This window comes from Azospirillum sp. VT-I1, assembly GCF_055698305.1.
Map to the genome: position 1 here is coordinate 1,889,382 of NZ_CP168800.1, position 24,625 is coordinate 1,914,006.

At 68.8% G+C, this 24,625-nt stretch carries 25 protein-coding genes and 2 pseudogenes; 7 read left to right on the forward strand and 20 right to left on the reverse strand.

Annotated elements, in window-relative coordinates:
* Window positions 1–153: 153 nt before the first annotated feature.
* From hslU to AB8P05_RS09150, 3 genes are all read right to left on the reverse strand, one after another.
* On the reverse strand, window positions 154–1,497 hold the full coding sequence (gene hslU / locus AB8P05_RS09140; protein ID WP_472757714.1) for an ATP-dependent protease ATPase subunit HslU: 1,344 nt from the start codon (window positions 1,495–1,497) through the stop codon (window positions 154–156).
* 5 nt (window positions 1,498–1,502) lie between these two features.
* Window positions 1,503–2,066, reverse strand: a complete 564-nt coding sequence (gene hslV / locus AB8P05_RS09145; RefSeq protein WP_455172913.1) for an ATP-dependent protease subunit HslV — start codon at window positions 2,064–2,066, stop codon at window positions 1,503–1,505.
* A gap of 101 nt (window positions 2,067–2,167) precedes the next feature.
* A complete protein-coding gene (locus AB8P05_RS09150) occupies window positions 2,168–3,685 on the reverse strand; it encodes a serine protease (protein WP_472757715.1) in 1,518 nt (505 codons plus the stop codon).
* Window positions 3,686–3,856: 171 nt separating this feature from the next.
* Here AB8P05_RS09150 and hisB point away from each other — a divergent pair, with 171 nt between their 5' ends.
* From hisB to AB8P05_RS09185, 7 genes are read left to right on the forward strand one after another with little or no spacing between them, the layout of a single operon-like run.
* Window positions 3,857–4,480 carry an imidazoleglycerol-phosphate dehydratase HisB gene (gene hisB / locus AB8P05_RS09155; protein ID WP_455172915.1) on the forward strand — a complete coding sequence of 208 codons (624 nt, stop codon included), beginning with the start codon at window positions 3,857–3,859 and terminating at the stop codon, window positions 4,478–4,480.
* A gap of 54 nt (window positions 4,481–4,534) precedes the next feature.
* Entirely contained in the window at window positions 4,535–5,179 is a 645-nt protein-coding gene (gene hisH / locus AB8P05_RS09160) for an imidazole glycerol phosphate synthase subunit HisH (protein ID WP_472757716.1), read from the forward strand.
* 4 nt (window positions 5,180–5,183) lie between these two features.
* On the forward strand, window positions 5,184–5,726 hold the full coding sequence (locus AB8P05_RS09165; protein ID WP_455172917.1) for a GNAT family N-acetyltransferase: 543 nt from the start codon (window positions 5,184–5,186) through the stop codon (window positions 5,724–5,726).
* Between the two features lie 31 nt (window positions 5,727–5,757).
* A complete protein-coding gene (gene hisA, locus AB8P05_RS09170; protein WP_472757717.1) occupies window positions 5,758–6,504 on the forward strand; it encodes a 1-(5-phosphoribosyl)-5-[(5-phosphoribosylamino)methylideneamino]imidazole-4-carboxamide isomerase in 747 nt (248 codons plus the stop codon).
* The gene (hisF, locus tag AB8P05_RS09175; protein WP_472757718.1) at window positions 6,504–7,301 is read left to right on the forward strand and encodes an imidazole glycerol phosphate synthase subunit HisF; all 798 of its coding nucleotides are present in this window, start codon (window positions 6,504–6,506) and stop codon (window positions 7,299–7,301) included. Before hisA ends, hisF begins: the two co-directional genes overlap by 1 nt.
* A complete protein-coding gene (locus tag AB8P05_RS09180) occupies window positions 7,294–7,689 on the forward strand; it encodes a phosphoribosyl-ATP diphosphatase (protein ID WP_472757719.1) in 396 nt (131 codons plus the stop codon). Before hisF ends, AB8P05_RS09180 begins: the two co-directional genes overlap by 8 nt.
* Before the next feature lie 38 nt (window positions 7,690–7,727).
* Window positions 7,728–8,096: a histidine triad nucleotide-binding protein gene (locus tag AB8P05_RS09185; RefSeq protein WP_111067488.1), complete on the forward strand. Its 369-nt coding sequence runs from the start codon at window positions 7,728–7,730 to the stop codon at window positions 8,094–8,096.
* A 103-nt stretch (window positions 8,097–8,199) separates the two neighbouring features.
* Here AB8P05_RS09185 and AB8P05_RS09190 read toward each other — a convergent pair.
* The 17 genes and pseudogenes from AB8P05_RS09190 to infB all read right to left on the reverse strand — a co-directional run bounded on the left by AB8P05_RS09190 (window position 8,200) and on the right by infB (window position 24,621).
* Window positions 8,200–8,597: pseudogene (locus AB8P05_RS09190) on the reverse strand (helix-turn-helix domain-containing protein).
* Between the two features lie 24 nt (window positions 8,598–8,621).
* Window positions 8,622–9,197 carry a Smr/MutS family protein gene (locus AB8P05_RS09195; protein WP_472757720.1) on the reverse strand — a complete coding sequence of 192 codons (576 nt, stop codon included), beginning with the start codon at window positions 9,195–9,197 and terminating at the stop codon, window positions 8,622–8,624.
* A gap of 136 nt (window positions 9,198–9,333) precedes the next feature.
* The gene (gene ccmI / locus AB8P05_RS09200) at window positions 9,334–10,746 is read right to left on the reverse strand and encodes a c-type cytochrome biogenesis protein CcmI (protein WP_472757721.1); all 1,413 of its coding nucleotides are present in this window, start codon (window positions 10,744–10,746) and stop codon (window positions 9,334–9,336) included.
* Window positions 10,746–11,228: a cytochrome c-type biogenesis protein gene (locus AB8P05_RS09205; protein ID WP_455172925.1), complete on the reverse strand. Its 483-nt coding sequence runs from the start codon at window positions 11,226–11,228 to the stop codon at window positions 10,746–10,748. The genes ccmI and AB8P05_RS09205 overlap by 1 nt, the downstream gene beginning before the upstream one ends.
* The gene (locus tag AB8P05_RS09210) at window positions 11,228–11,767 is read right to left on the reverse strand and encodes a DsbE family thiol:disulfide interchange protein (RefSeq protein ID WP_472757722.1); all 540 of its coding nucleotides are present in this window, start codon (window positions 11,765–11,767) and stop codon (window positions 11,228–11,230) included. The genes AB8P05_RS09205 and AB8P05_RS09210 overlap by 1 nt, the downstream gene beginning before the upstream one ends.
* A 13-nt stretch (window positions 11,768–11,780) precedes the next feature.
* Window positions 11,781–13,775: a heme lyase CcmF/NrfE family subunit gene (locus AB8P05_RS09215; RefSeq protein ID WP_472757723.1), complete on the reverse strand. Its 1,995-nt coding sequence runs from the start codon at window positions 13,773–13,775 to the stop codon at window positions 11,781–11,783.
* A 7-nt stretch (window positions 13,776–13,782) separates the two neighbouring features.
* Window positions 13,783–14,247 (reverse strand): cytochrome c maturation protein CcmE, encoded by a 465-nt coding sequence (ccmE, locus tag AB8P05_RS09220; RefSeq protein ID WP_455172928.1) that lies wholly within the window; start codon window positions 14,245–14,247, stop codon window positions 13,783–13,785.
* A complete protein-coding gene (ccmD, locus tag AB8P05_RS09225) occupies window positions 14,244–14,477 on the reverse strand; it encodes a heme exporter protein CcmD (RefSeq protein WP_455172929.1) in 234 nt (77 codons plus the stop codon). Before ccmD ends, ccmE begins: the two co-directional genes overlap by 4 nt.
* Window positions 14,478–14,496: 19 nt before the next feature.
* Window positions 14,497–15,243, reverse strand: coding sequence for a heme ABC transporter permease (locus tag AB8P05_RS09230; protein ID WP_472757724.1), 747 nt, complete (start codon window positions 15,241–15,243; stop codon window positions 14,497–14,499).
* Window positions 15,244–15,477: 234 nt separating this feature from the next.
* Window positions 15,478–15,933, reverse strand: coding sequence for an EVE domain-containing protein (locus AB8P05_RS09235; protein ID WP_472757725.1), 456 nt, complete (start codon window positions 15,931–15,933; stop codon window positions 15,478–15,480).
* Window positions 15,930–16,352: a VOC family protein gene (locus AB8P05_RS09240; RefSeq protein WP_472757726.1), complete on the reverse strand. Its 423-nt coding sequence runs from the start codon at window positions 16,350–16,352 to the stop codon at window positions 15,930–15,932. The genes AB8P05_RS09235 and AB8P05_RS09240 overlap by 4 nt, the downstream gene beginning before the upstream one ends.
* A 106-nt stretch (window positions 16,353–16,458) precedes the next feature.
* Entirely contained in the window at window positions 16,459–17,148 is a 690-nt protein-coding gene (locus AB8P05_RS09245) for a helix-turn-helix transcriptional regulator (RefSeq protein ID WP_472757727.1), read from the reverse strand.
* A gap of 123 nt (window positions 17,149–17,271) precedes the next feature.
* A complete protein-coding gene (pnp, locus tag AB8P05_RS09250) occupies window positions 17,272–19,383 on the reverse strand; it encodes a polyribonucleotide nucleotidyltransferase (RefSeq protein WP_472757728.1) in 2,112 nt (703 codons plus the stop codon).
* A 346-nt stretch (window positions 19,384–19,729) separates the two neighbouring features.
* The gene (gene rpsO / locus AB8P05_RS09255) at window positions 19,730–19,999 is read right to left on the reverse strand and encodes a 30S ribosomal protein S15 (protein WP_014249210.1); all 270 of its coding nucleotides are present in this window, start codon (window positions 19,997–19,999) and stop codon (window positions 19,730–19,732) included.
* 14 nt (window positions 20,000–20,013) lie between these two features.
* The gene (truB, locus tag AB8P05_RS09260) at window positions 20,014–20,955 is read right to left on the reverse strand and encodes a tRNA pseudouridine(55) synthase TruB (RefSeq protein WP_472757729.1); all 942 of its coding nucleotides are present in this window, start codon (window positions 20,953–20,955) and stop codon (window positions 20,014–20,016) included.
* 97 nt (window positions 20,956–21,052) lie between these two features.
* Window positions 21,053–21,553, reverse strand: a pseudogene (gene rbfA / locus AB8P05_RS09265) (30S ribosome-binding factor RbfA); the annotation flags it as partial.
* A gap of 197 nt (window positions 21,554–21,750) precedes the next feature.
* Window positions 21,751–24,621 carry a translation initiation factor IF-2 gene (infB, locus tag AB8P05_RS09270; RefSeq protein WP_472757730.1) on the reverse strand — a complete coding sequence of 957 codons (2,871 nt, stop codon included), beginning with the start codon at window positions 24,619–24,621 and terminating at the stop codon, window positions 21,751–21,753.
* Between the last annotated feature and the right edge of the window lie 4 nt (window positions 24,622–24,625).

Genomic DNA, 24,625 nt, shown 5'->3' on the forward strand with positions numbered 1-24,625 from the left:
AAGTGAGGCAGCAAGTAAGGCAGCTAGACCCCCACCTAACCTCCCCGCTGGGCGGGGAGGGACTGCCGCCGCTCTTTCGCTACAACACTTGATCTCCTCCCCGCCCAGCGGGGAGGTTAGGTGGGGGCTAACGCCGAAAAGCCTCCCACACCCTCACAGAATGAACTTCGACAAATCCGCGTTCTTCGCCAGCCCGCCGACGCGCTCGCGCACCAGGGTGGCGTCGATGGTGACGGTCTCTCCCGCGCGGTCGCTGGCGACGAAGCTGATTTCCTCCAGCAGGCGTTCCAGCACCGTGTGCAGGCGACGCGCGCCGATGTTCTCGACGGAGCTGTTGATCTCCGCCGCCAGACGCGCCAGCTCGTCGATGCTGTCGTCGGTGAAGACCAGATCGACCTCCTCCGTCTTCATCAGCGCCTTGTACTGGCGGATCAGGCTGGCTTCCGGCTCCGTCAGGATGCGCTTGAAGTCGTCCTGGCTCAGCGCCTTCAACTCGACGCGGATCGGCAGGCGGCCCTGCAGTTCGGGCAGCAGGTCCGACGGCTTGGCGATGTGGAAGGCGCCAGACGCGATGAACAGGATGTGGTCGGTCTTCACCGGACCATGCTTGGTCGACACCGTGGTGCCCTCGATCAGCGGCAGCAGGTCGCGCTGAACGCCCTCGCGGCTGACATCGGCGCCGCGGGCGTCGGAGCGGGCGGAGATCTTGTCGATCTCGTCCAGGAAGACGATGCCGTTCTGCTCGACCGCGCGGATCGCCTCCGCCACCACCTTCTCCTGGTCCAGCAGCTTGTCGGATTCCTCGGCCATCAGCACGCCGTGGCTCTCGGCCACCGACATGCGGCGGGTCTTGGTGCGGCCGCCCATCATCTTGCCGAACATGTCGTTCAGGTTCAGCATGCCCATCTGGGCGCCCGGCATGCCGGGGATGTCGAAGGTCGGCATGGAGCCCGCCCCGGTGTCGGCCACCTGGATTTCGATCTCCTTGTCGTTCAGCGTGCCCTCGCGCAGCATCTTGCGGAACTTGGCGCGCGTCTCGGCACTGGCGCTGTCGCCGCACAGGGCGTCCAGCACGCGTTCCTCGGCCCGAAGCTCGGCCTTGGCGGCGACCTCCTTGCGCAGACGCTCGCGGGTCAGGCCGATGGCGGCCTCCACCAGATCGCGGACGATCTGCTCGACGTCGCGGCCGACATAGCCGACCTCGGTGAACTTGGTCGCCTCCACCTTCAGGAAGGGGGCCTGGGCCAGTTTGGCGAGGCGGCGGGCGATCTCGGTCTTGCCGACGCCGGTCGGGCCGATCATCAGGATGTTCTTCGGCAGCACCTCTTCCCGCAGACCCTCCGGCAGCTGCTGCCGGCGCCAGCGGTTGCGCAGCGCGATCGCGACCGCGCGCTTGGCGTCGTTCTGGCCGACGATGTAGCGGTCGAGTTCGGAGACGATCTCGCGCGGGCTGAAGGCGGCGGTGTCGGCGGACACGGAAGCGGTCTGAATCGTCATGGCGCTCACAGCTTTTCCAGGGTGACGTTTTCGTTGGTGTAGACGCAGATGCCGGCGGCGATCTTCATCGCCTTGCGCGCCACCGCCTCCGCATCCATCCCGTCGATGTCGATCAGCGCGCGCGCCGCCGACAGGGCATAGGACCCGCCGGAACCGATGCCGATCAGCCCGTCCTCCGGCTCCAGCACGTCGCCGTTGCCGGTCAGGACGAGGCTGACGTTCCTGTCGGCCACCGCCATCATCGCTTCCAGCCGGCGCAAATAGCGGTCGGTGCGCCAGTCCTTGGCCATCTCCACGCAGGCGCGGGTCAGCTGGCCGGGATACTGTTCCAGCTTGCCTTCCAGCCGTTCGAACAGGGTCAGCGCGTCGGCGGTGGCGCCGGCGAAGCCCGCCATCACCGTGCCGCCGGCCAGCCAGCGGACCTTGCGCGCGTTGGCCTTCATCACCGTCTGGCCGACCGAGACCTGCCCGTCGCCGGCGATCACCACCTGACCGTTCTTGCGCACCGACAGGATGGTGGTGCCGTGCCATTGGATGGGATCATGGGGATTGGACGCTGGGTGGGTCATGCGGAAACCATGCTGGAAATAGGGGAGCCGCCCGCCGCCCCGGAAAGGCGCGCCGTTGCGGGGCGCGAGGCCCCTTGATCCGCAGCGGCAGGGCATCCGGTCTATGTGGGAGGGGCGCGGTCCCCGTCAAGAACATCGCCGCCAAGCTCCCCATCCTCCGCCCGGGGATCGGCCGGATCGTCGGACGGAATGCCGCGGCCTTGCCGGCTCCGTTCCGTCGCCTGAGCCCGGTTGCGCCCGGCCTGATGCCGTTTGACCACCGTCGCGGACAGGTCCGGTGCGGCCGGATCCGCCCCCAGCCGGTCGAGCAGCGGCCCGACTGCCAGGAAGTCGACCAGCCCGGCCGGCGTTGCGACGGAGCGGCCGGCGGACGGCGCCACGCCGATCAGCAGGCCGTCGCCATCCAGCAGCGGATCGCCCGCCTCGGTCACCGCCGTGAACAGGGCGGCGGAGCCCAGATCCGCCTGGACCGACGTGCTTGCTCCGCCGTCGCCGATGGGCAAACCGCCGACGATTCCCTCCATCTCGTTGCCACGCCCGCCGGGGACAGCCCGCACCGGTTCGCTGACACGCAAGCCCCTGGTGCGGACGGGCAGGGCGGTCAGTCGCGCCGGAACCCTCACCAGCGCGAAGCCGCTCGCTGCGTCGCGCCCCACCACCCAGCCGGTCAGCTCCACCCCGCGCGCCGGCCGGACGGTGACGGTGGGGTCGGATCCGGGGAGGGGAGCCAGCAGCACGGACTGCACCTCGCCTGCCACATCGGTCTCGCCGATCACCAGCCCATGGGAAACGCCCGATGGCCCGCCGACCGCCACCCGCGCCGACGCGACCCGGCCGGATCCGCCCCCGGTCCGCAGCAGAAGCCGCCCGGCCGGCGGGGAAGGCAATGCCGGACCCGAGACCGGGGCAGCGGCGGCCGGCGTCAGCGGGACCGGCCCGGATCCGGCCGGCACCGTCGTGGAAACCGTCGCGGCCGGTGCGGGCAGGGCGCCGCCCGACAGCAGGGCGCGGAACCCCGCATCGGCGGCGAGCGCCTCCACCGCCGCGGCGAAGGCCTCCTCCACCAGCAGGGTGTCGCCCTGCGGAACGCCGCGCTCCTGCGTCGTGGCGCCGGTGGTGACGATGCGCTGGACCAGCCCGCCGCCGCGCGTGTCGTAAACCGTCCATTCCACCTTGACGCTGCCGGTGCCGGAACTGCCCTTGCTGCCGCCGGTCAGCCAGTTGACGCGGTTGCACAGCTCCAGCTGCACGTCGCGCAGGTCGCCCTGCACGGTGAAACGGGCGCGGCTGCGGTTTCCGTCGGGGCTGTCGGGACCGCCGGGCCGTCCGACCACGTCGAAGCCGGCGGCGGTCATCACCTCGCTGAAGCGCTCGTCGAAGGTGGAACCGCGGCGCATGTTGACGCCGCTGGTCCAATAGACGTCGTCATAAGGCGGGGCGCAGTCGATGCCCCAGACATAATGGCCGATCTGCATCCCGCGCCGCATCGAGCCGATGGCAAGCTCGCCGAAGCGGAATGGCGCGGTGGTCCCGGCGGCGACGGGCGGTGCCGCTTTGCCCGTCTGCGGGGGTGGGGAACTACCGCCGCAGCCGGCCGGCAGCAGGCCGAGAAGGAGCAAAGATGCTGCGGCGAATGGGCGCGGGCGGGTCGTCATAAGCGGATATGCACGCATGAAGTGTATGGAACTCTACCCCGCACACCTTCGTAGGACAATCGTCGGAATGGACAGGCCGCGCATCAATCGTGCCGGATGCTGGCGCGCAGGGATGCTTCCTGCTACAAAACCGCCATGGACCAGACCCCCATCAACGGCGGCCGCCGCGCCTCGATCGAGCGGAACACCACCGAGACCCGGATCCGGGTCGCGCTGAACCTTGACGGCACCGGCGTCTACGACGTCAAGACGGGGATCGGCTTCCTCGACCATATGCTGGAACAGCTGTCGCGCCACAGCCTGATGGACCTGACGGTCCTGGCCGACGGCGACCTGCACATCGACTATCACCACACGACCGAGGACACCGGCATCGCCATCGGCATGGCGGTGGCGAAGGCGCTGGGCGACCGCAAGGGCATCCAGCGCTACGGCCATTCCTATGTCCCGATGGACGAGACGCTGACCCGGGTGGCGCTGGACTTCTCCAACCGGCCCTACCTGATCTGGAAGGTGAACTTCACCCGCGACAAGATCGGCGATTTCGACACCGAGCTGTTCCGCGAGTGGTTCCAGGCCTTCGCCATGGCCGCCGGCGTGACGCTGCACGTCGAGAACCTGTATGGCGAGAACAACCACCATATCGTGGAAAGCTGCTACAAGGCGCTTGCCCGCGCGCTGCGCGCCGGGGTGGAGATCGACCCGCGCAAGCGCGATGCGGTGCCCTCCACCAAGGGCACGCTGGGCGGATCGCTCTGACGGCGGGGACCTGAAGTCCCCCTCCGCCGTCCTATCGGAAGGTTTGTCACGTCCATGGAAACGGTCGCGCTGATCGATTACGGCTCCGGCAACCTGCGCTCCGCCGCCAAGGCGATCGAGCGCGCGGCCGGCGAAGCCGAATCCTCCTACAATGTCCTCGTCACCTCCGACGCCGATGCGGTCCGGCAGGCCGACCGCGTGGTCCTGCCCGGCGTCGGCGCCTTCGCCGACTGCAAGCGCGGCCTGTCGGAGGTGCCGGGCATGCTCGAGGCGCTGGAAGAGGTGGTGCACCGCCGCGGCCGGCCCTTCCTGGGCATCTGCGTTGGCATGCAGCTGATGGCCGAACGCGGCCGTGAATATGGCGTGACCGAGGGGCTGGGCTGGATCCGGGGCGAGGTGGTGAAGCTGGAGCCGGCGGATGCGGCCCTGAAGATCCCCCATATGGGCTGGAACGAGCTGAACATCCGCCATCCGCACCCGGTCCTGGCCGGGCTGCCCGAGGGGTCGCACGCCTATTTCGTCCACTCGTACCAGTTCAGGCTGGCCGATCCCGACACGCTGATCGCGTCGGCCGATTACGGCGGGCCCTTCGCCGCGGTGGTCGGGCGCGACAATCTGGTCGGCACCCAGTTCCACCCGGAGAAGAGCCAGGCCACCGGTCTGGCGCTGATCGCCAACTTCCTGCGCTGGAAGGTCTGACGCGATGGCCGAGATCGCCATCGACAAGGTCGATGCGCTGAAGACCGCCGACCTGCACGACCTGTGCGACGCGGCCGACGACGCCATCCGGGCCGGCGGCGGCTTCGGCTGGGTCGAGCCGCCGCCGCGCGACGTGATGGAACGCTATTGGAAGGGCGTGCTGGTGGTGCCGGAACGGGTGCTGTTCGTCGCCCGCCTGGACGGCGTCGTCGCCGGATCCGCCCAGCTGGTCAAGCCGCCCCGCAACAACGAGGCGCAGGCCCATGCCGCCCAGCTGACCACCAGCTTCGTCGCCCCCTGGGCGCGCGGCCACGGCCTTGCCCGCCGCCTGACCCTGGCGGTGGTGGAGGAGGCGCGCGCCGTCGGCTTCCAGGTGCTGAACCTGGATGTCCGGGTGACGCAGGAGGCGGCCATCGCGCTCTACGAATCGCTCGGCTTCAGGCGCTGGGGGACCCATCCCTTCTATGCGCTGGTGCAGGGAAAGCCGCTTGCCGGACATTTCTACTGCAAAGACCTTGAGCCCGCACAACAACCGCCAGCCCAATAACCGCCAGCAACGCCATAGGAAGACGCCCGCGATGATCATCTACCCCGCCATCGACCTCAAGGACGGTGCCTGCGTCCGCCTGCTGCGCGGCGAGATGAGCCAGGCCACGGTCTTCAACACCGATCCCGGCGAACAGGCCCGCCTGTTCCAGAGCCAGGGCTTCGAATGGCTGCATCTGGTCGACCTCAACGGCGCCTTCGAAGGCAAGCCGGTGAACGGCGCCGCGGTCGAGAGCATCCTGAAATCGGTCACCATCCCGGTGCAGCTCGGCGGCGGCATCCGCGACCTGAACACCATCGGCATGTGGCTGGAGAAGGGCGTCAGCCGCGTCATCCTGGGCACGGTGGCGCTGCGCGATCCGGACCTGGTCAAGGCCGCCTGCCGCGAGTTCCCGGGCAGGATCGCGGTGGGCATCGATGCGCGCGAGGGCTATGTCGCGGTGGCCGGCTGGGCCGAGACCTCCGACATCAAGGCACTGGATCTGGCGCTGAAGTTCGAGGATTGCGGCGTCGCCGCCATCATCTACACCGACATCAACCGCGACGGCGCCATGGGCGGCGTCAATGTGGAATCCACCTCCGACCTCGCCTTCCACCTGACGACGCCGGTCATCGCGTCGGGCGGCGTCTCCTCCATCGAGGACCTGAAGGCGCTGAAGCTGGAGGAGGACACCGGGATCGAGGGCGTGATCTGCGGCCGCGCGCTGTACGATGGCCGGATCGACCCCAAGGAGGCGCTGGCCCTGCTCTCCGCCACCGCCGTCGAGGACGCCGACTGATGCTGAAGATGCGTGTCATCCCCTGCCTGGACGTCAAGGACGGCCGGGTGGTGAAGGGGGTCAACTTCGTCGATCTGGTCGATGCCGGCGATCCGGTGGAACAGGCCCGCGTCTATGACCGCGAGGGGGCCGACGAGCTGACCTTCCTCGACATCACCGCCAGCCACGAGAACCGCGACACCATCTTCGACGTGGTGCGGCGGACGGCGGAGCAGGTCTTCATGCCGCTGACCGTCGGCGGCGGCGTGCGCACGGTGGACGACATCCGCAAGCTTCTGCTGGCCGGCGCCGACAAGGTGTCGATCAACACCGCGGCGATCCACCGCCCCGACTTCGTGCGCGAGGGGGCGGAGAAGTTCGGCGCCCAGTGCATCGTCGTCGCCATCGACGCCAAGAAGGTCGCGCCCGGCAAGTGGGAGGTCTTCACCCATGGCGGCCGCAACGCCACCGGCATCGACGCGGTGGAATGGGCCAAGCGGATGGAATCGCTGGGGGCGGGCGAAATCCTGCTGACCTCGATGGACCGCGACGGCACCAAGAGCGGCTTCGACCTGGAACTGACGCGCACGGTGGCGGACTCGATCCGCATCCCGGTGATCGCGTCCGGCGGCGTCGGCACGCTCGACCATCTGGTGGAGGGCATCCGCGAAGGGCATGCCACCGCGGTGCTCGCCGCCTCGATCTTCCATTTCGGCACCTACACCATCGGTCAGGCCAAGGCGGCGCTGAGTGCCGCCGGCATCCCGGTGCGCTCCGCCCAGGCGTCGAACGCGGCGGTGGAGACGGCGAATGGGTGACAAGAAGGCGGCTGAAAAGGCGGCGGAGAAAGCGGCCGAGAAGGCTGCCGAGAAAGTGCCGGCCCTGCCGGGCGCCGAGGTGCTCGACCGGCTGTTCGCCACCGTCCAGGCCCGCAAGGGGGCGGATCCGGAGACCTCCTACACCGCCAAGCTCTACAGCCGCGGCACCGCCAAGATCGCCCAGAAAGTGGGCGAGGAGGCGGTGGAGGCCATCCTGGAGGCGGTGCGCGGCGACAAGGCGGCGCTGGCGGCTGAATCCGCCGACCTGCTCTATCACCTGCTGGTGTTGTGGGCCGACCTCGGGCTGGATCCGGCGGAGGTCTGGACCAAGCTCGCCCAGCGCGAAGGCACCAGCGGCATCGACGAGAAGAAGTCCCGCAAGGCTTGAGGGCTTGAGCGGGACTCCCCAACAAGAGGACGCATGCGATGGCCAAGAGCTATGACGACAGCAACGTGTTCGCCCGCATCCTGCGCGGCGAGATCCCGTGCAAGAAGGTGCATGAGACCGAGCACGCGCTCGCCTTCCACGACATCGACCCGCAGACCCCCACCCATGTCCTGGTGATCCCGAAGGGCGCCTACATCGACATGGACGATTTCACCGCCAAGGCGTCGGAGGCCGAGATCGCCGGCCTGTTCCGCGCGGTTGGCGAGGTCGCCCGCATGGTCGGCGCCGACGGTCCCGGCTACCGCATCCTGTCCAACTGCGGCGAGGCCGCGCACCAGGAAGTGCCCCACCTGCACATCCACCTGTTCGCCGGGCGCGACCTGGGGCGGATGATCGGGAAGGCTTGAGCGTCAGCGTTTTGCTGAGTTAGACCCCCACCCCAACCCTCCCCGCCCAGCGGGGAGGATAGGAGGGGGCAATCGTCAGCCGACACTCCTCCACAGCAGCTCCTTACCTACGCCGCACCCCCGCCCGCCGCCATGTGCCCTTCTTCGGCGGCACCGCGTCCAGGATCGCCAGGATCGCGTCGATCCGCTCCTCGTCCAGGTCGCCGATGCGTTCCGACAGCCGGTTGGCCAGCTCCGTCGCTTTCGCGCTCAAGCCCGCGGTGTCGACCGTCACGCGGGGATGGGACAGATCCGCCAGCCGTTCCAGCTCCTCCGCATCGTCCCAGATGATGCCGAAATAGGCGCAGATCTGCCGGACCAGCTGGGGGAGGGCTGGCCGCGCTTGCCGTGTTCAAGGGCTGACAGATAGGCGGACGAGATGGACAGGTCCGTCGCCATCTGCTTCAGCGTCACGCCCTTGGCGTCGCGCAGCGACCGGACCCGTTCGCCGAACGGGGTCATGTGGAGTCCCTGACTGTGTGGGACTCAGTCCTTACGGTCGCGCCGCCGTTTGATCAAGACATACAGCGCCCCGTCGCCGCCGTCCTTCGGCCGGGCCGGCTGGATCGCCAGCACCATGGGGCGCAGGGCCGGATCCGCCAGCCAGCGGGGGGTCGCCTGACGCAGGACGCCAAGCCCGCCGAAGCTGCCCTTGCCGGTGATGACCAGGACACAGCGCCGCCCCTCGTTCCAGGCGCGGTGGACGAAGGAGGCGAGGGCGGTGTGCGCCTGCGCCTGGGTCATGCCGTGCAGGTCGATCCGGCCGTCGATCTCCAGCTCGCCGCGGCGGAAGCGGTCGCCGGTGCGGCGGTCGATGTTGGCGGTGGAGCCCGGCGTCAGCGGCGGATGGGCTGCGCGGCCCGGACGGGGCGGGGAGGGGAACTGCTTCGCCGTCGGCGGCGGGGCGAGGCTGGTCGCCACCGGCTCCTCCACCAGCTCCGCCATGGTCGGCAGGGGTTCCGGCTCGGTCTCGATCAGGCGGCCGGGCATCGGTTCGGCGTCGCGCATGGCGAGCCGCCACAGGCGCCGCTCGTCGGGCGTGGGCAGTCGTCTGCGGGTCATCGGCGCGGAACCTTCTGCGGAAACGAAAAGGGCGGTGCCGACGGATAAAGCCCGTCGGCCCGCCCCTGTCAATGTGTGTCGCCGCACCGCGAAAGAAAAGGCGCAAAAGGAAAGGCGCCCTTGACGGCCGCCGGCCTCAGCCGCCGGCCTTCAACGCGTCCAAACGCCCCTTCAACAGGGTGTATTCCGGGTCGCTCGGCTTGAACTGGGCGATCAGCTTGCCCCAATGGGCGGCGGCCTCGTCCCGGCGGCCCGACATCATGGCGTCGAGGCCGAGCAGCCACAGCGCGTCCTTGTTCTCCGGCTCCGCCTTCAGCGCCAGCCGCAGGGCGGAGGTCGCCTCCTCCGGCAGGGGCTTGGGCGTCTCGTTGCGCGGCTGGGTCTGCAGCACGGCGTTGGCGTAGACCACCTGCACGTCGGCACGGTCCGGCGCCCGTTCGCGCGCCTTGCGGGCGGCCTCCAGCGCCTTTGCCGGCTCGCCCAGCACGCCGTAGGAGCGTGCAAGCTTCAGCCAGCCATCGACATCCGACGGATCGGCGTCCAGCCGGGCGGCGAGGCCGGCGACCATGCCGCGGATCATCTCGTCCTGGCTCTGGCCCTCGCCCGCCTGTCCGGCCTGTCCGGCCTGTCCGTTCTGGCCCTGGGCGACCGGGCCGGCGGGCTTCTGCTCGGCCGGCAGCGGCTGCGGCGTTACCTTGGCCGGGTCGAGGTCCAGCGCAATCGCGGCCTCGCGGATCTGGTCGCGCAGGACCGGGACCCAGGGCGCGTCGGCCGGCGATTCCGCCATCAGCGCGCTCCAGCGATCCAGAGCGTCCTTGCGGTCGCCGGCCTGATAGCGGGCGAGTGCCGCGAAGAAGCGGGCGCGCGGGTCCTTCGGCTCCTTCGCCAGCACGGCGTCGAAGGCCTTCACCGCCTCTTCAGGAACCATGCCGTCGTTGGCCGACACCAGCGTCTCGCCGAACAGACCCTGCAGCTCCACATCGTCCTTGTTCAGGGCGACGGCGTGGCGCAGCGCCTCGGCCGCGTCGGCGTTGCGGCCCATCTTGGCATAGGCCTGTCCCAGGATCAGCCAACCCTGCAGGTCGTTCGGATTCTCCGCCAGCTGGGCCTTCAGCTTGTCCATCGCCGCCAGCACGGTCTTCGGCGGACCGCCGCGTTCCTGTTCCAGGTTGCGCGAGGCCAGCGGCTGCGCCGGCAGATCCGGGCGGCCATACAGCCCATAGACGCTGAGCGCACCGAGCGGCAGCACCAGCGCCAGCAGCACCGCCAGCACCCGCGCGCTGCGCGGCGCCGCCGGGGTCGCGGCGGCGGCACCCTTCTCGGCGGTCGCCAGCATGCGCCGGGCGATCTCCGCCTTCGCGGCCTCCGCCTGGGCGTCGTTGATCAGGCCGCGCGCGCGGTCGCGCTCCAGCTCGTCCAACTGGTCACGATAGACCTCGCGGTCGAAGGCCTCGCGGTCGGGGGCGGCGGCACCGGACCGCAGCAGCGGCGGCACGATCAGCAGCAGCACGGCCGCGGTCAGGACGGCGGCGAGAATCCAGAACAGCATCAGTCGTCTTTCCGCAGCAGGGCATCCAGCCGCCGCCGCTCATCCGCGCTCAAAGGAGCGGTGTCGGCGCCGGCGGCGGCACCCCGCCGCCCGCGCAGGAACAGGAAGGTGCCGATCGCTCCCAGCAGCAGCACGGCGAAGGGGCCGATCCACAGCACCAGCGTGGTCGCCTTGAAGGGCGGGCGCAGCAGCACGTAATCGCCGTAGCGGTCGGTGACGTACTCCATCACCTTGGCGTCGCTGTCGCCGGCCTGCAGCCGGTCGCGCACCAGGACCCGCAGGTCGCGGGCCAGCGGCGCGTTGCTGTCGTCGATCGACTGGTTCTGGCAGACCAGACAGCGCAGCTCCTGGCTGATGGCGCGGGCGCGCGATTCCAGCGCCGGGTCCGGCAGCACCTCCTCGGGCTGGACGGCCAGGGCTGGGGTCAGCGCCGGCAGGGTCAGCGACAGGGCCAGCAGGGCGGAAAGAAGAGCGCGCTTCATCAGCCCTGCCTCAGATGCTTGACCATGGGGAGAAGCTGCTCCTCCACCACCTGCGGGGTCAGCGGGCCGACATGCTTGAAGCGGATCCGGCCCTGCCGGTCGATCAGGTAGCTTTCCGGCACGCCATAGACGCCCCAGTCGATCGACACCCGGCCGTCCTGGTCGGCGCCGATGGCGGCATAGGGGTTGCCGTTGCGCGCCAGCCAGGTCAGCGCGTCCTCCGGCTTGTCCTTGTAGTTGATGCCGAAGACCGTCACCCCCTGCTCCCGCGCCAGACGGGTGATGACGGGATGCTCCGCCTTGCAGGGGATGCACCAGGAGGCGAAGACGTTCACCAGCGTCACGTCGCCCTTCAGCCGGGCCGAGGACAGGCCGCTGGTCGCGGGCTGGCCCGGAATGGCCGGCAGGTCGAAGGTCGGCGCCGGCTTGTCGATCAGGGCCGACGGGATGTCGCGCGGGTCGCGCTGGAACCCCAGGTAGAAGGCGACGCCCACCCCGATGAACAGCAGGAAGGGCAGCAGATACAGAAGGCGGCGCATCGTGTCTTGGTCCTCATTCGGCCGGAAGCGGAGCCGACTTGCCGCCTGCACGGCGGCGTTCCGGCGCGCCGACGCGGAAGCGGCGGTCGGTCAGGCTCACCAGTCCGCCCAGCATCATCCCCGCGCCGCCGATCCAGATCCACGGAACCAGCGGGTGGTGGTAGATGCGGACGATCCAGGCGGTGCCGTTCTGCGTCGGGTCGCCCAGCGCCACATACAGGTCGGAGAAGACCGTGGTGTGGATGGCCGATTCCGTGGTCGTCATCCGGGTGGTGCTGTAGCTGCGGCGTTCCGGCGTCAATGTGGCGATGGGCTGCCCATCCTTGGTGACGGTGAAGATGCCGCGTTCCGCCTTGAAGTTCGGGCCGTCGACCAGCCCGATGCTGTCGAAGCGGAACTCGTAGCCGGCGACGCTGGCACGGTCGCCCGGCTTCATCGCCGTGATCGATTCCGTCTGCCAGGCCGAGGTGCCGGTCATGCCGAGGATCGACAGGCCGACGCAGGCGTGCGCGATGGTCATGCCCCAGGCGCTGCGCGGCAGATGCACCGCGCGGTGCCAGCTGTTGCGGAAAGAGGTGCGGAACAGGGCGATGCGGTCGGCGAACTCCACCAGCGAGCCGACGAAGGCCCAGGCGGCGAGCGCGATGCCCACCAGCGCCAGCAGCGGCCCGCCGCCCGCCTTGACATAGGCGGTGATGGCGACGGCGACCGCCACGGCGACGCCGGCGACCCACAGCCGGCTCAGCGCCGCACCCAGATCCGCCCGTTTCCAGGACAGGAAGGGACCGACCACCATGGCGACGATCATCGGGATGGCGACCGGGATGAAGGTGGCGTTGAAGAAGGGGGCGCCGACCGACACCTTGCCCAGGTTCAGGATGTCGAGGAACAGCGGATAGAGCGTGCCGATGAACACCGTCGCCGTCGCGGTCGACAGCAGCAGGTTGTTCAGCACCAGCGACCCTTCGCGGCTGATCGGCGCGAACAGCCCGCCGGCCTTCAGCGACGGCGCGCGCAGGCTGTAGAGCAGCAGCGAGCCGCCGGTGGCGATCGCCAGCAGCACCAGGATGAAGACGCCGCGCTTGGGATCGACGGCGAAGGCATGGACCGAGGTCAGGATGCCGGAGCGCACCAGGAAGGTGCCCATCAGCGACAGCGAGAAGGTGACGATGGACAGCAGGATGGTCCAACTCTTCAGCGCGTCGCGCTTCTCCACCACGATGGCGGAATGCAGCAGCGCCGTGCCGGCCAGCCAGGGCATGAAGGACGCGTTCTCCACCGGGTCCCAGTACCACCAGCCGCCCCAGCCCAGCTCGTAATAGGCCCACCAGGAGCCCATGGCGATGCCCATGGTCAGGGTCGACCATGCCGCCAGCGTCCAGGGCCGCACCCAGCGCGCCCAGGCGGGATCGACCCGCCCCTCGATGAGTGCTGCGACGGCGAAGGAGAAGGCCATGGAGAAGCCGACATATCCCGCATAGAGGAAGGGCGGGTGGAAGGCGAGGCCGGGGTCCTGCAGCAGCGGGTTCAGGTCGTTGCCGTCGATCGGCGCCGGGACCACGCGGGTGAAGGGGTTGGAGGTGATGAGGATGAACAGCAGGAAACCGATCCCGATCAGCCCCTGGACCGCCAGCACGCGGGCCTTCAGGGTCGGCGGCAGGTTGCGCCCGAACATGGCCACGGCGGCGCCGAAGACCGTCAGCATGACGATCCAGAGCATCATCGAGCCCTCGTGGTTGCCCCACACGCCCGACACCTTGTAGAGCATCGGCTTGGCCGAGTGGCTGTTCTGCACCACGTTCAGCACGCTGAAGTCGGACACCACATGCGCCCAGGTCAGGGCGGCATAGGCGACCAGCACCAGCAGCATCTGGGCGATGGCCGCGGGCACCGCGACGTTCATCCAGGCGCCGTTGCGGGTGGCGGCGCCGACCAGCGGCGGCACCGACTGCACCAGCGCAACGAACAGCGCCAGCACCAGCGCGTAATGGCCAAGTTCGGGGATCACGGTCCCGCTACTCCTTCTTCGCGGTCTTCGTTCCGGACTCCGCCGGGTTCTTGTAGACGCCGGCCTGCTTCAGCGCCTCCGACACCTCGGGCGGCATGTAGTTCTCGTCATGCTTGGCCAGAACCTCGCGCGCGACGAAGACGCCGCCGGTCATCTTGCCCTCGGCCACCACGCCCTGGCCTTCGCGGAACAGGTCGGGCAGCTGGCCGCGGTAGCGGACGTCGATGGTGTGGGCGGTGTCGGTGACGCGGAAGGAGGTGGTGAGGCCGTCCGGCGTCTTCTGCACGCTGCCTTCCTCGACCAGCCCGCCCAGGCGGAAATTGCGGTCGCCCACCTGCTGCGTCTGCAGCTGGGTCGGGCTGTAGAAGAAGACGATGTTGTCCTGGAAGGCGGTCAGCGCCAGGGCGGTCGCCGAGCCCAGCCCCAGGAGGGCGAGGCCCAGCATGTAGAGGCGGCGTTTCTTGCGGGTCATCCTTCGCTCGCTTCCGCCGGCGTTCCGGCGTTCTGATCGGCCGCTTTCCGGCCGGCGTTGCGGGTGCGGCGGCGGGCCGGGCGGGCGCTCTCCAGCGCCTTCAGCGTCGCCTCGGCGTTGCGCAGCCCTTTCCAGGTGGCAACCAGCAGGCCCAGCAGGACAAGGGCGGCGATGCCGTAGGCCGGCCAGACGTAGGCGGCGTACCCGCCCATGTGGAGGAAGTCGTTCATCGTCTTGTCCCCTGCGTCCTCAGCCCTGCATCCCGTCCGTCACCGCGCCGTCGCCGGCAACCGACAGCCGCAGCGTCTGTATCTTGCGCTGGGCGATCTCCGTGCGCACGCGCAGCAGGACCACCGACAGGAAATAGGCGGTGAAAGCGCCGGCCATCACCAGAAGCGGCGTCAGCATGCTGGGGTCGATGCTGGGACCGCCCATGCGCACGACGCTGGCGGGCTGGTGCAGCGTGTTCCACCAGTCGACCGAGAACTTGATGATCGGCACGTTGACGATGCCGACCAGCAGCAGGACGTTGCCGGCCTTCATGCCGCGCTGCGGATCGTCGAAGGCGTTCACCAGGGCCATGTAGCCGAGATACAGGAAGAACAGGATCAGCACGCTGGTCAGCCGCGCGTCCCACACCCACCAGGTGCCCCACATCGGCGCGCCCCACAGCGACCCTGTCACCAGGCACACGAAGGTGAAGCCGGCGCCGATGGGGGCGGCGGCCTTGGCGAACAGGTCGGCCAGCGGGTGCTTCCACACCAGGCCGCAGGCCGCGGCGATGGCCATGTTGGTGTAGACGAACAGGCTCATCCAGGCGGCGGGCACATGGATGTACATGATCCGCACCGTCTCGCCCTGCTGATAGTCGGGCGGCGAGCCGAACAGGCTGAGCCACAGCCCGAGGATCGTCAGGATCACGGTCGCCCCGGCGCACCACGGCAGAAGCACGGCCGACAGGCGCAGGAAACGGGCGGGATTGGCGAAGCGATGCATAGAACGATGGCCCCGGTACAAGTGACCTTGGTCAGGCTTGCGGACGATATAAGCGCATGTATGGCGGACTGCGAGGGGTTTCGCCTTGATCTCGGTCAGGAGAATCCGCCATTCGTTCGTACTCTGACACCAAGGTATGAGAGGTCCCAAGCCCCTGGAGGCCCTCGGTTCACCACCTGATAAAGACGCCGGGGAAGGGCTTTTCATCCCGTCCCGCCGGCGGATCTTTTTAGGTCAGGCCGCCAGCTCCTCCCGCATGGCCGCCCCCATGGCCGCGGCGATCAGGTCGAAGTCGCCGGGGCTGATCGGCAGCAGGCCGAAGCGGAAGGGATAGCCCCAGTTCCGCACCCCGGCGGTCAGCTCCAGCCGGTCCAGCAGCGGCTGGATCGGCGTCTCCTCCGCCGGCCACCAGGACACGTCGCGCCGGAAGGGCACGAAGCCACCGCCCATGTCGAACTGGTAGGGCTCACCGGGCAGCACCGTGCCGATGGCGGTGAAGGACTTCAGCCCGTCCGCCGCGCCGAACCGGTCGGTGGGGGAGTAGTAGACGACCCGGTCGCCCGGCCGGATCCGCCGCAGCGGTGCCGCCTTGCCGTGGCAGACCTGCATGAAGCCGCCGGCCCGGCCGCGCCGAACATGCTCGGCGCTGGCGACCGCGATCCAGCTGCCCGTCCGCGCGCCGCCGCTCACGACCGCACCTGTTCCGGCTGGGCTTCTTCCCGGTGGGGGGCGAACACGCGCAGGCGGTGGCCGTCGGGGTCGCGTGCAACGAAGGTATGACCGAAATCCATCGCCGTCGGCGGCTGCAGGATGGTCAGGCCGCGGGCGCTCCAGTCGGCGTGGAGGTCGCGCACCGCCGCCTCGTCGGCGACGGTGAAGGCGATCTCGCTGCCGCCCGGCAGGGTCGCCGCCGGCTCCACCGTATGGCGCGACCACAGGCCCAGCATCAGCCCGTCGCCCGCCTTGAACATGGCGAAGGTGGGGGAGGCCTCGACCGGCGGCCGGCCCAGCAGGTCGGCGTAGAAGGCGGCGCTGGCGGCCGGGCTGTCGACATGGAGCAGCACGAAGTCGAGGGCGAGCTTGGCGGCAGCGGTCGTGGTAGCGGTCATGGTCGGCTCCGGTCTTGAAGGATTGGGGTGGGGCGGTTCCGTTCGCCGCCCTCACCGGCACAGCCAAGACTAGGCCGACATGCTGACAGTTTCCGTCAGCATGATGTCAGCGCTGCGGGATGCCCTCCGCCGCGCGCCACTCCTTCAGCATCGCCTGCCGGCGGCGGGGATAGCGGATGTCGCTGGCGGTCAATGCCAGGATGCGGTCGGTGCGGAAATGGCGGAAGGACTGGCGCAGCTCGCACCACGCCACCATCACCCGCACCCGGTCGAAGAAGCCGAGGGCGAAGGGCCAGACCATGCGCCGGCTTTCCGACCCGTCGCGGTCGCGATAGGCGATCTCCAGCTTGCGCTCGGTCCGGATGGCGGCGCGGATGGTCGCCAGCTCGGCATCCCCCGCCGGGATGGGCTCGCCCGGCCCGACCAGCAGGGCGGAGCCGTCCAACCCCTCCCGCTTGTCCGGCGGCAGCACGGCGGCGATCTTGGCGAGCGCGTTGCGGGCCGCCCCGCCCAGCCGGCTGTCGCCGCGGTCCACCACCCAGCGCGACCCCAGCACCAGCGCCTCCACCTCCTCCTCGGTGAACATCAGCGGCGGCAGCAGGAAACCCGCGCGCAGCAGATAGCCCACCCCCGGTTCCCCTTCGATCATGGCGCCCTGCGCCTGCAGCGTGGCGATGTCGCGGTAGAGCGTGCGCAGGCTGACCCCCAGCTCGCCGGCAAGCGACCTGCCGCTGACCGGCTGCCGATGCCGCCGCAGAACCTGCATCAGATCGAGGAGACGTTCGGCGCGGGACATGGGGACTGCGCAAAAGGGAAGGGAGGCCCATAATGACAAGGGGCGCTCCCCGATGGGAAGCGCCCCTCTTCATGGCAGGTGTCGCCCGGCGGTTGCCGGGCGTTCCTGAACCTTACCGACGGATCACTCCGCCTTCTTGGTCAGGTCCTCGCCGGTGGCCTGGTCGACCTGCTTCATCGACAGCTTGACCTTGCCGCGGTCGTCGAAGCCGATGACCTTCACCTTCACCGAGTCACCCTGCGACACGACGTCCGACACCTTGCCGACGCGCTGCTGCGCCAGTTCGGAGATGTGGACGAGGCCGTCGCGCGAGCCCAGGAAGTTCACGAAGGCGCCGAAATCGACGACCTTCACCACCTTGCCGGTGTAGACGACGCCCAGCTCCGGCTCGGCGACGATGCCCTTGATCCACTCGATGGCGGCGTCCGACTTCTTCTGGTCGACGGCAGAAACCTTGACGGTGCCGTCGTCCTCGATGTCGATCTTGGCGCCGGTCTGCTCCACGATCTCGCGGATCACCTTGCCGCCGGAGCCGATCACGTCGCGGATCTTCTCCTTCGGGATGTTGATGACGGTGATGCGCGGGGCGTTCTCGTTGACGCCTTCGCGGGCGCCGGTCAGCGCCTTGGCCATCTCGCCCAGGATGTGCAGGCGGCCGTCCTTGGCCTGGCCCAGCGCGATCTTCATGATCTCCTCGGTGATCGAGGTGATCTTGATGTCCATCTGCAGGGCGGTGACGCCGACCTCGGTGCCTGCGACCTTGAAGTCCATGTCGCCCAGGTGGTCTTCGTCACCCAGGATGTCCGACAGGACGGCGAAGCCGCTGTCTTCCTTGATCAGGCCCATGGCGATGCCGGCGACCGGACGGGCCAGCGGCGCGCCGGCGTCCATCAGCGACAGCGAGGTGCCGCAGACGGTGGCCATCGAGGAGGAGCCGTTGGACTCCGTGACTTCCGACACGACGCGCAGCGTGTAGGGGAAGTCTTCCTTCTTCGGCAGCAGCGGGTGGATCGCGCGCCACGCCAGCTTGCCGTGGCCGATCTCGCGGCGGCCCGGGCTGCCCATGCGGCCGGCTTCACCCACCGAGTACGGGGGGAAGTTGTAGTGCAGCATGAAGTGCTCGCGGTACTCGCCTTCGAGCGCGTCGATGATCTGCTCGTCCTGGCTGGTGCCCAGCGTGGTCACGACCAGCGCCTGGGTCTCGCCGCGGGTGAACAGGGCCGAACCGTGGGCGCGCGGCAGAACGCCGACTTCCGACACGATCGGGCGCACGGTCTTGGTGTCGCGGCCGTCGATGCGGCGGCCGGTCTTCAGGACGGCGCCGCGCAGGATGTCGGCCTCCAGCTCCTTGAACTCGAAGCCGATGGCCTGGGCGTCGAACTCCTCGGCCAGCGTCTCGAGCGCCTTCGCCTTGGCGGCGCCGACCTTCTCGTAGCGGCTCTGCTTCACCGTCTCGGTGTAGGCGGCTTCGACGTCCGACCCGACGGTCTCGCGCAGGCGGGCCTTCAGGGCCTTGCGGTCATAGGCCGGCTCCGGCAGGTCCCACGGCTCCTTGGCGGCTTCCTCGGCCAGGTCGATGATCATGTTGATCACCGGCTGGAAATTGGTGTGGCCGAACATGACGGCGCCCAGCATGACCTCTTCGGTCAGCTCCTTGGCTTCCGATTCGACCATCAGCACGCCTTCGGTGGTGCCGGCGACGACCAGATCCAGGTCGCTGTCCTCGACCTCGTCCATGGTCGGGTTCAGCACATACTGGCCGTTCTTGTAGCCGACGCGGGCGGCGCCGATCGGGCCCAGGAAGGGAATGCCGGAGATCGTCAGGGCGGCGGAGGCGCCGACCATCGCCACGATGTCCGGATCATTCTCCAGATCATGGCTCAGCACGGTGCAGACGACCTGCGTCTCGTTGCGGAAGCCATCGGCGAACAGCGGACGGATCGGACGGTCGATCAGGCGGCTGACCAGCGTTTCCTTCTCGGTCGGACGGCCTTCGCGCTTGAAGAAGCCGCCGGGGATCTTGCCGGCCGCGAACGCCTTTTCCTGATAATTGACGGTCAGCGGGAAGAAATCGACGCCCGGCTTCGGCGCCTTGGCGGCGACGGCGGTGCACAGGACGGTGGTGTCACCATAGGTGACCATGACCGCGCCATTGGCCTGACGGGCGATCTTGCCCGTTTCCAGGACCAGCTTGCGCCCGCCCCACTCGATTTCCTTGCGATGAACAGTGAACATGGATTCTTTCCTTCCATCCGACACCCTGCAACGGCCGGATTGCCGCCCAAGGCCGGGGCCATCGGTCGTAGGACCCCGCGAGAAAACTGGAGATTGGTGTTCGACAACAGGAATGAACGAATCAAGATAGAGGCGCCGTGGATGCAAAAAAGGCCGGTCCCCGAATAAACGGGCCGGCCTGTCCGTCACGAAACGCTCAAGATCGAGTTTCTATTGCCAATAACCAATGAGGTGTTCCGGAACGATACAGGTGAACGAGAACTTCATGCTCCGCTGGACTGGAGGGAAACCCCCGGCCGGTGGCCGGCCGGAGGAACCCGAAACCGTCAGCGGGACGGCGCAGCCGTTAGCGGCGCAGGCCCAGACGCTCGATCAGAGCGGCGTAGCGCGACTGATCCTTCTTCTTCAGGTAGTCGAGCAGACGGCGGCGCTGACCGACCATCACCAGAAGACCACGGCGGGAGTGGAAGTCCTTCTTGTGGCCCTTCAGGTGCTCCGTCAGGTTGCTGATGCGCTCCGTCAGGATCGACACCTGGACCTCGGGCGAACCGGTGTCGTTGGTGCCGCGGGAAAATTCCTTGATCAGCTCCTGCTTGCGCTCGGGCGTAATCGACATCGGGGTCTCCTAAATCAAGTGAGGTTGAGTACGCGCACCGGACGGACCTCCGCCCCCTCGACACGGGCCAACGCCACCGGCGTTCCGCCGAAAAGCGCAATGACGGTGCCATCCCCACCGTCAGCACCCTGAACCGCCATCAGCCGTTCACGATCCTGCCGGGTGAGGAGAGCGACCGTCTGGCCGTGCCTCAGTCGGTGCGCTTCCGTTTCCGTCAGGGCCAGCGCCGGGATGTCGTCCAGCGCGGTCTCGATCGGCAACAGAAGTCGTTCGACGGCCGCACCTTGCTCCATGGCGGCCAGTTCGTCCAGGGAAATCGCGCGGTCCAGCGTGAAGGATCCCACGCGCAGGCGGCGCAAAAGCCCGACATGGCCGACCGTGCCCAGCGCCTCCGACAGGTCACGGGCCAGCGAGCGGACATAGGTGCCTTTGCCGCAATCCACCTCGAACACCGCATGGTCGGTGTCCGGTTCCTCGACCAGTTCGAAGCGGTCGATGCGCACGGTGCGGGCCGCCAGATCGACGGCGTCGCCTTCGCGTGCGATGTCGTAGGCGCGTTCGCCGTCGATCTTGATGGCGCAGAACTGCGGCGGCACCTGCTGGATCTCGCCCAGGAAGGCGGGCAGGGCGGCGCGGATCTCCTCCGTCGTCGGGCGCAGGTCGGAGCGGTCGATCACCGCGCCCTCGCGGTCGTCGGTGGTCGTGCGCTCGCCCCAGCGGATGGAGAATCGGTAGGTCTTGGCGCCGTCCATGGCATAGGACACGGTCTTGGTCGCCTCGCCCAGCGCGATCGGCAGGATGCCGGTCGCCAGCGGGTCCAGCGTGCCGCCATGCCCGGCCTTCTCGGCGTTCAGCAGGCGGCGCACCTTCGACAGCGCCTGGGTGGAGGTCATGCCCTCGGGCTTGTCCAGCACGATCCAGCCATGGATCGGCGTGCCCTTGCGCTTACGAACCACGACGGCCGCCCCGGCTCTCGTCCTCGCCTTCGGCCTTATCCTCGCCCTTATCCTCGTCGTCGAGCATGGCGCGGTCCTCGTCCTCGAGGTCGTCGTCCTCGTCCGCCTCGTCGGGGCCGAGATCGTCCTCCTCGTCCCAGGAATCGTCCTCATCCTCATCATGGTCGTCGTCGCCGTTGACGCGGCCCAGCGGATGGCCGCTCAGGTCGCGGGCGACCTCGGGGCTGTGCAGGATGCTGTCGATGCGGTGGGCATAGTCGAAGGAGGTGTCGCCCTCGAAGCTCAGCGTCGGGGCGTGGCGCAGGTTGACCATGCGCGCCACCTGTCCGCGCAGGAAGGCGGCGGCACGGCGGAGGGCGACCTGGGCCTCCTCCATCCGCTCGCCGCCCAGCGTCGAATAGAAGACGGTGGCGTTGGACAGGTCGGGGCTGATCCGCACCTCGGTGACCGTGACGTTCAGCGAGGCCAGCTCCGGATCGTGGAAATCCCCGCGGCGGAACAGGTCGGCAAGGGCGTGGCGCAACTCCTCGCCGACGCGCAGTTGCCGTTGGGACGGGGGCTTGCCGGCGATGAACGCGCCGCGCTTCTTGCTGGCCATGGTACGTGTCTTTCGTCGATGTCGCTTGGCCGGGCGTTGTCAGCTCTCCGGCCGGTCACACGGGTCGGGGGGAACCGTCGGTCTTCCCGCCCCAATATAGGAACAGGGCGCAGGATGGATCCCGCGCCCCTCAAAGCCAAGAAGGCCACCCGATCCATCCCGGCAGCATGTCGGAAAGGATCGGGTGCATTGACAGATCACAGCTCGCGAGCGATTTCCTCGATCTCGAAGGCTTCGATCTGATCGCCGGCCTGGATGTTGTCGTAGTTCTCGAAGGCCATGCCGCACTCGTAACCCTCGCGCACTTCCTTGACTTCGTCCTTGAAGCGCTTGAGCGTCTTGAGCGTGCCTTCGTGAATGACGACGTTGTCGCGCAGCAGGCGGACGCCGGCGCCGCGCTTGACGGTGCCCTGCGTGACCATACAACCGGCGACCTTGCCGACCTTCGTGATGTTGAACACCTCGCGGATGGTCGCGTAGCCGATGAAGCGTTCCCGCAGCGTCGGAGACAGCAGACCGGTCAGCGCCGCCTTAACGTCGTCGATCACGTTGTAGATGATCGAGTAGTAGCGGATTTCCACGCCGTCGCGCTTGGCGAGGTCGCGGGCCTGCGGGTTGGCGCGGACGTTGAAGCCGATGATCATCGCGTTGGACGCATTGGCCAGCGTGATGTCGGACTCGTTGATCGCACCGACCGAGTTGTGCAGGACGCGGACCTTGACCTCGGTGTTCTCGGCCGTGAGCTTCTCCAGCGAGCTGGCGATGGCTTCGATCGAGCCCTGCACGTCGCCCTTGATGACGACCGGCAGTTCCTTGGCCTCGCCGGCCTGGATGCGGCTGAACATGTCCTGCAGCGAACCGCGGGCGGAGGCCGCCACCACCGCTTCGCGCTTCTTGCGCTGGCGGAACTCGGCGATCTCGCGGGCACGGGCTTCGGACTCGACGACGGTGAAGTCGTCGCCGGCCATCGGCGTGCCGTTCAGGCCCAGCACCTCGACCGGGACGGCCGGGGCCGCCTCGTTGACGTTCTGGCCGCGGTCGTTGATCAGGGCGCGGACGCGGCCCCATTCGGCACCGGTCACGAACACGTCGCCGACCTTCAGCGTGCCGCGCTGGACCAGCACGGTGGCGACCGAACCGCGGCCACGCTCCAGCTTCGCCTCGATGACGACGCCTTCGGCGGCACGCTCGGGGTTGGCCCGCAGCTCCAGGATTTCGGCCTGGAGAAGAATGGCCTCTTCCAGCTTGTTCAGGTTGCGCTTGGCCTTGGCCGACACCTCGACGTCGAGAACGTCGCCGCCCATCTCCTCGACCACCAGCTCGTGCTGGAGCAGTTCCTGGCGGACGCGCTCCGGCTTGGCATCGGGCAGGTCGCACTTGTTGATGGCGACGATGATCGGAACCTTGGCCGCCTTGGCGTGGCGGATGGCCTCGATCGTCTGCGGCATGACGCCGTCGTTGGCGGCGACCACCAGCACGACCACGTCGGTGACGTTGGCGCCGCGGGCACGCATCTCGGTGAAGGCGGCATGGCCCGGCGTGTCGATGAAGGTGATGCGCGCACCCGACTCCAGCTGCACCTGATAGGCGCCGATGTGCTGGGTGATGCCGCCGGCCTCGCCCGACACCACGTCGGTCTGGCGCAGCGCGTCGAGCAGCGAGGTCTTGCCGTGGTCGACGTGGCCCATGATCGTGACGACCGGCGGACGCGGCACCAGGATGGCGCCCTCTTCCTCGGTGGCACGCAGGCCGATCTCGACGTCGGACTCCGACACGCGGCGGACGCGGTGGCCGAACTCGGTGATGACCAGCTCGGCGGTGTCGGCGTCGATGGTCTGGTTGATGGTCGCCATCACGCCCATGCGCATCAGCGCCTTGATGACGTCGGCGCCACGCTCGGCCATACGGTTGGCCAGCTCCTGGACGGTGATGACCTCCGGCAGGACGACGTCGCGGGTGACCTTCGCCGTCTCCTGACGGCTCATCTGCCGCATGCGCTCACGCTCGCGGGCACGGCGGACGGCGGCCAGCGACCGGGTGCGGTCGCCACCATCGTCGCTGAGCGCCTGCGAGACGGTCAGCTTGGTGCCCTTGCGGCGGTCGGCGCCGGCGGGAGCCTTGGCGGCCGGACGGGCCGGAGCGGCCTTGGCCGGGGCGCCGCCACGGCCACCCTTGCGGCGGTTGTCGTCGTCTTCCTCGACGGCACGGGCCGGCGGGGCACCGGCGCCCGGCAGGGTACGGCCGGGAGCGGCATCGGCGGCGGGACGGGCGGAAGCACCGCCGGGGCGCTGGTCGCCACCCGGACGGGCACCGGCGGGACGGGCGCCGTCACGGCCGGCGCCGTCGCGGCCACCGTCGCGGCCACCATCACGGCGGGCCGGCGGTTCGGCATCGCGGCGCTTGGCCTCCTCGGCTTCCTTGCGCTTGGCCTCTTCCTCCTTGCGGCGGCGTTCGGCCTCTTCGGCGATCTTGCGCTCTTCCTCCTGGATAGCGCGCATCTCGTCCAGCTCGCGCTGGCGCAAGGTCTCGGCGTCCAGGATGATCGGCGGCATTTCCGGCTGCGCCGGAGCATCGGCGGCGGCGGGAGCGGAGGCAGGAGCCGCGGCACCGGTGTCGGCCGGAGCGGATGCAGCCTCTTCGGCGGCGCGGGCGGCGGCCTCGGCGGCGCGCGCTTCGGCGCGGGCCGCTTCTTCCTCGGCCTCGATCCGGCGCTGCTCTTCGAACGCCGCGGCGCCGCGAAGCGCACGCAGGCGCGATTCCAGCTCCTCACGGGTCAGCTGGCGCCCGGCAGGGGCTCCGCCGCCGCGGGGACGCTGGCCCTGTGCGCCGCGGATGGGCAGGCCCTGGGCAGCTTGACGCGCGGCGGCGCCGCCGTCGGCAACGCCGGGCACGGCGCCCTTTTCAACATGACGCTTGCGCTTGACCTCGACGGTCACCGCTTTTGACCGGCCATGGGAGAAGCTCTGCCGGACCTGGGTCTCGACCGGCTTCTTCGACTCCAGCTTTCCTTTGCTGGCGCCGGTTAGGTGCAAGACTTTTTTCTGGTCCTGGTCGTTGCTATCGGTCATCGGT

What these genes read in the sequence shown, in the direction of transcription:
- hslU (WP_472757714.1), bottom strand. Translation starts at nt 1,497, where the DNA reads ATGACGATTCAGACCGCTTCCGTGTCCGCCGACACCGCCGCCTTCAGC.
- hslV (WP_455172913.1), bottom strand. Translation starts at nt 2,066, where the DNA reads ATGACCCACCCAGCGTCCAATCCCCATGATCCCATCCAATGGCACGGC.
- hisB (WP_455172915.1), top strand. Translation starts at nt 3,857, where the DNA reads ATGGACCAGACCCCCATCAACGGCGGCCGCCGCGCCTCGATCGAGCGG.
- hisH (WP_472757716.1), top strand. Translation starts at nt 4,535, where the DNA reads ATGGAAACGGTCGCGCTGATCGATTACGGCTCCGGCAACCTGCGCTCC.
- AB8P05_RS09165 (WP_455172917.1), top strand. Translation starts at nt 5,184, where the DNA reads ATGGCCGAGATCGCCATCGACAAGGTCGATGCGCTGAAGACCGCCGAC.
- hisA (WP_472757717.1), top strand. Translation starts at nt 5,758, where the DNA reads ATGATCATCTACCCCGCCATCGACCTCAAGGACGGTGCCTGCGTCCGC.
- hisF (WP_472757718.1), top strand. Translation starts at nt 6,504, where the DNA reads ATGCTGAAGATGCGTGTCATCCCCTGCCTGGACGTCAAGGACGGCCGG.
- AB8P05_RS09180 (WP_472757719.1), top strand. Translation starts at nt 7,294, where the DNA reads ATGGGTGACAAGAAGGCGGCTGAAAAGGCGGCGGAGAAAGCGGCCGAG.
- AB8P05_RS09185 (WP_111067488.1), top strand. Translation starts at nt 7,728, where the DNA reads ATGGCCAAGAGCTATGACGACAGCAACGTGTTCGCCCGCATCCTGCGC.
- AB8P05_RS09195 (WP_472757720.1), bottom strand. Translation starts at nt 9,197, where the DNA reads ATGACCCGCAGACGACTGCCCACGCCCGACGAGCGGCGCCTGTGGCGG.
- ccmI (WP_472757721.1), bottom strand. Translation starts at nt 10,746, where the DNA reads ATGCTGTTCTGGATTCTCGCCGCCGTCCTGACCGCGGCCGTGCTGCTG.
- AB8P05_RS09205 (WP_455172925.1), bottom strand. Translation starts at nt 11,228, where the DNA reads ATGAAGCGCGCTCTTCTTTCCGCCCTGCTGGCCCTGTCGCTGACCCTG.
- AB8P05_RS09210 (WP_472757722.1), bottom strand. Translation starts at nt 11,767, where the DNA reads ATGCGCCGCCTTCTGTATCTGCTGCCCTTCCTGCTGTTCATCGGGGTG.
- ccmE (WP_455172928.1), bottom strand. Translation starts at nt 14,247, where the DNA reads ATGACCCGCAAGAAACGCCGCCTCTACATGCTGGGCCTCGCCCTCCTG.
- ccmD (WP_455172929.1), bottom strand. Translation starts at nt 14,477, where the DNA reads ATGAACGACTTCCTCCACATGGGCGGGTACGCCGCCTACGTCTGGCCG.
- AB8P05_RS09230 (WP_472757724.1), bottom strand. Translation starts at nt 15,243, where the DNA reads ATGCATCGCTTCGCCAATCCCGCCCGTTTCCTGCGCCTGTCGGCCGTG.
- AB8P05_RS09240 (WP_472757726.1), bottom strand. Translation starts at nt 16,352, where the DNA reads ATGACCGCTACCACGACCGCTGCCGCCAAGCTCGCCCTCGACTTCGTG.
- AB8P05_RS09245 (WP_472757727.1), bottom strand. Translation starts at nt 17,148, where the DNA reads ATGTCCCGCGCCGAACGTCTCCTCGATCTGATGCAGGTTCTGCGGCGG.
- pnp (WP_472757728.1), bottom strand. Translation starts at nt 19,383, where the DNA reads ATGTTCACTGTTCATCGCAAGGAAATCGAGTGGGGCGGGCGCAAGCTG.
- rpsO (WP_014249210.1), bottom strand. Translation starts at nt 19,999, where the DNA reads ATGTCGATTACGCCCGAGCGCAAGCAGGAGCTGATCAAGGAATTTTCC.
- infB (WP_472757730.1), bottom strand. Translation starts at nt 24,621, where the DNA reads ATGACCGATAGCAACGACCAGGACCAGAAAAAAGTCTTGCACCTAACC.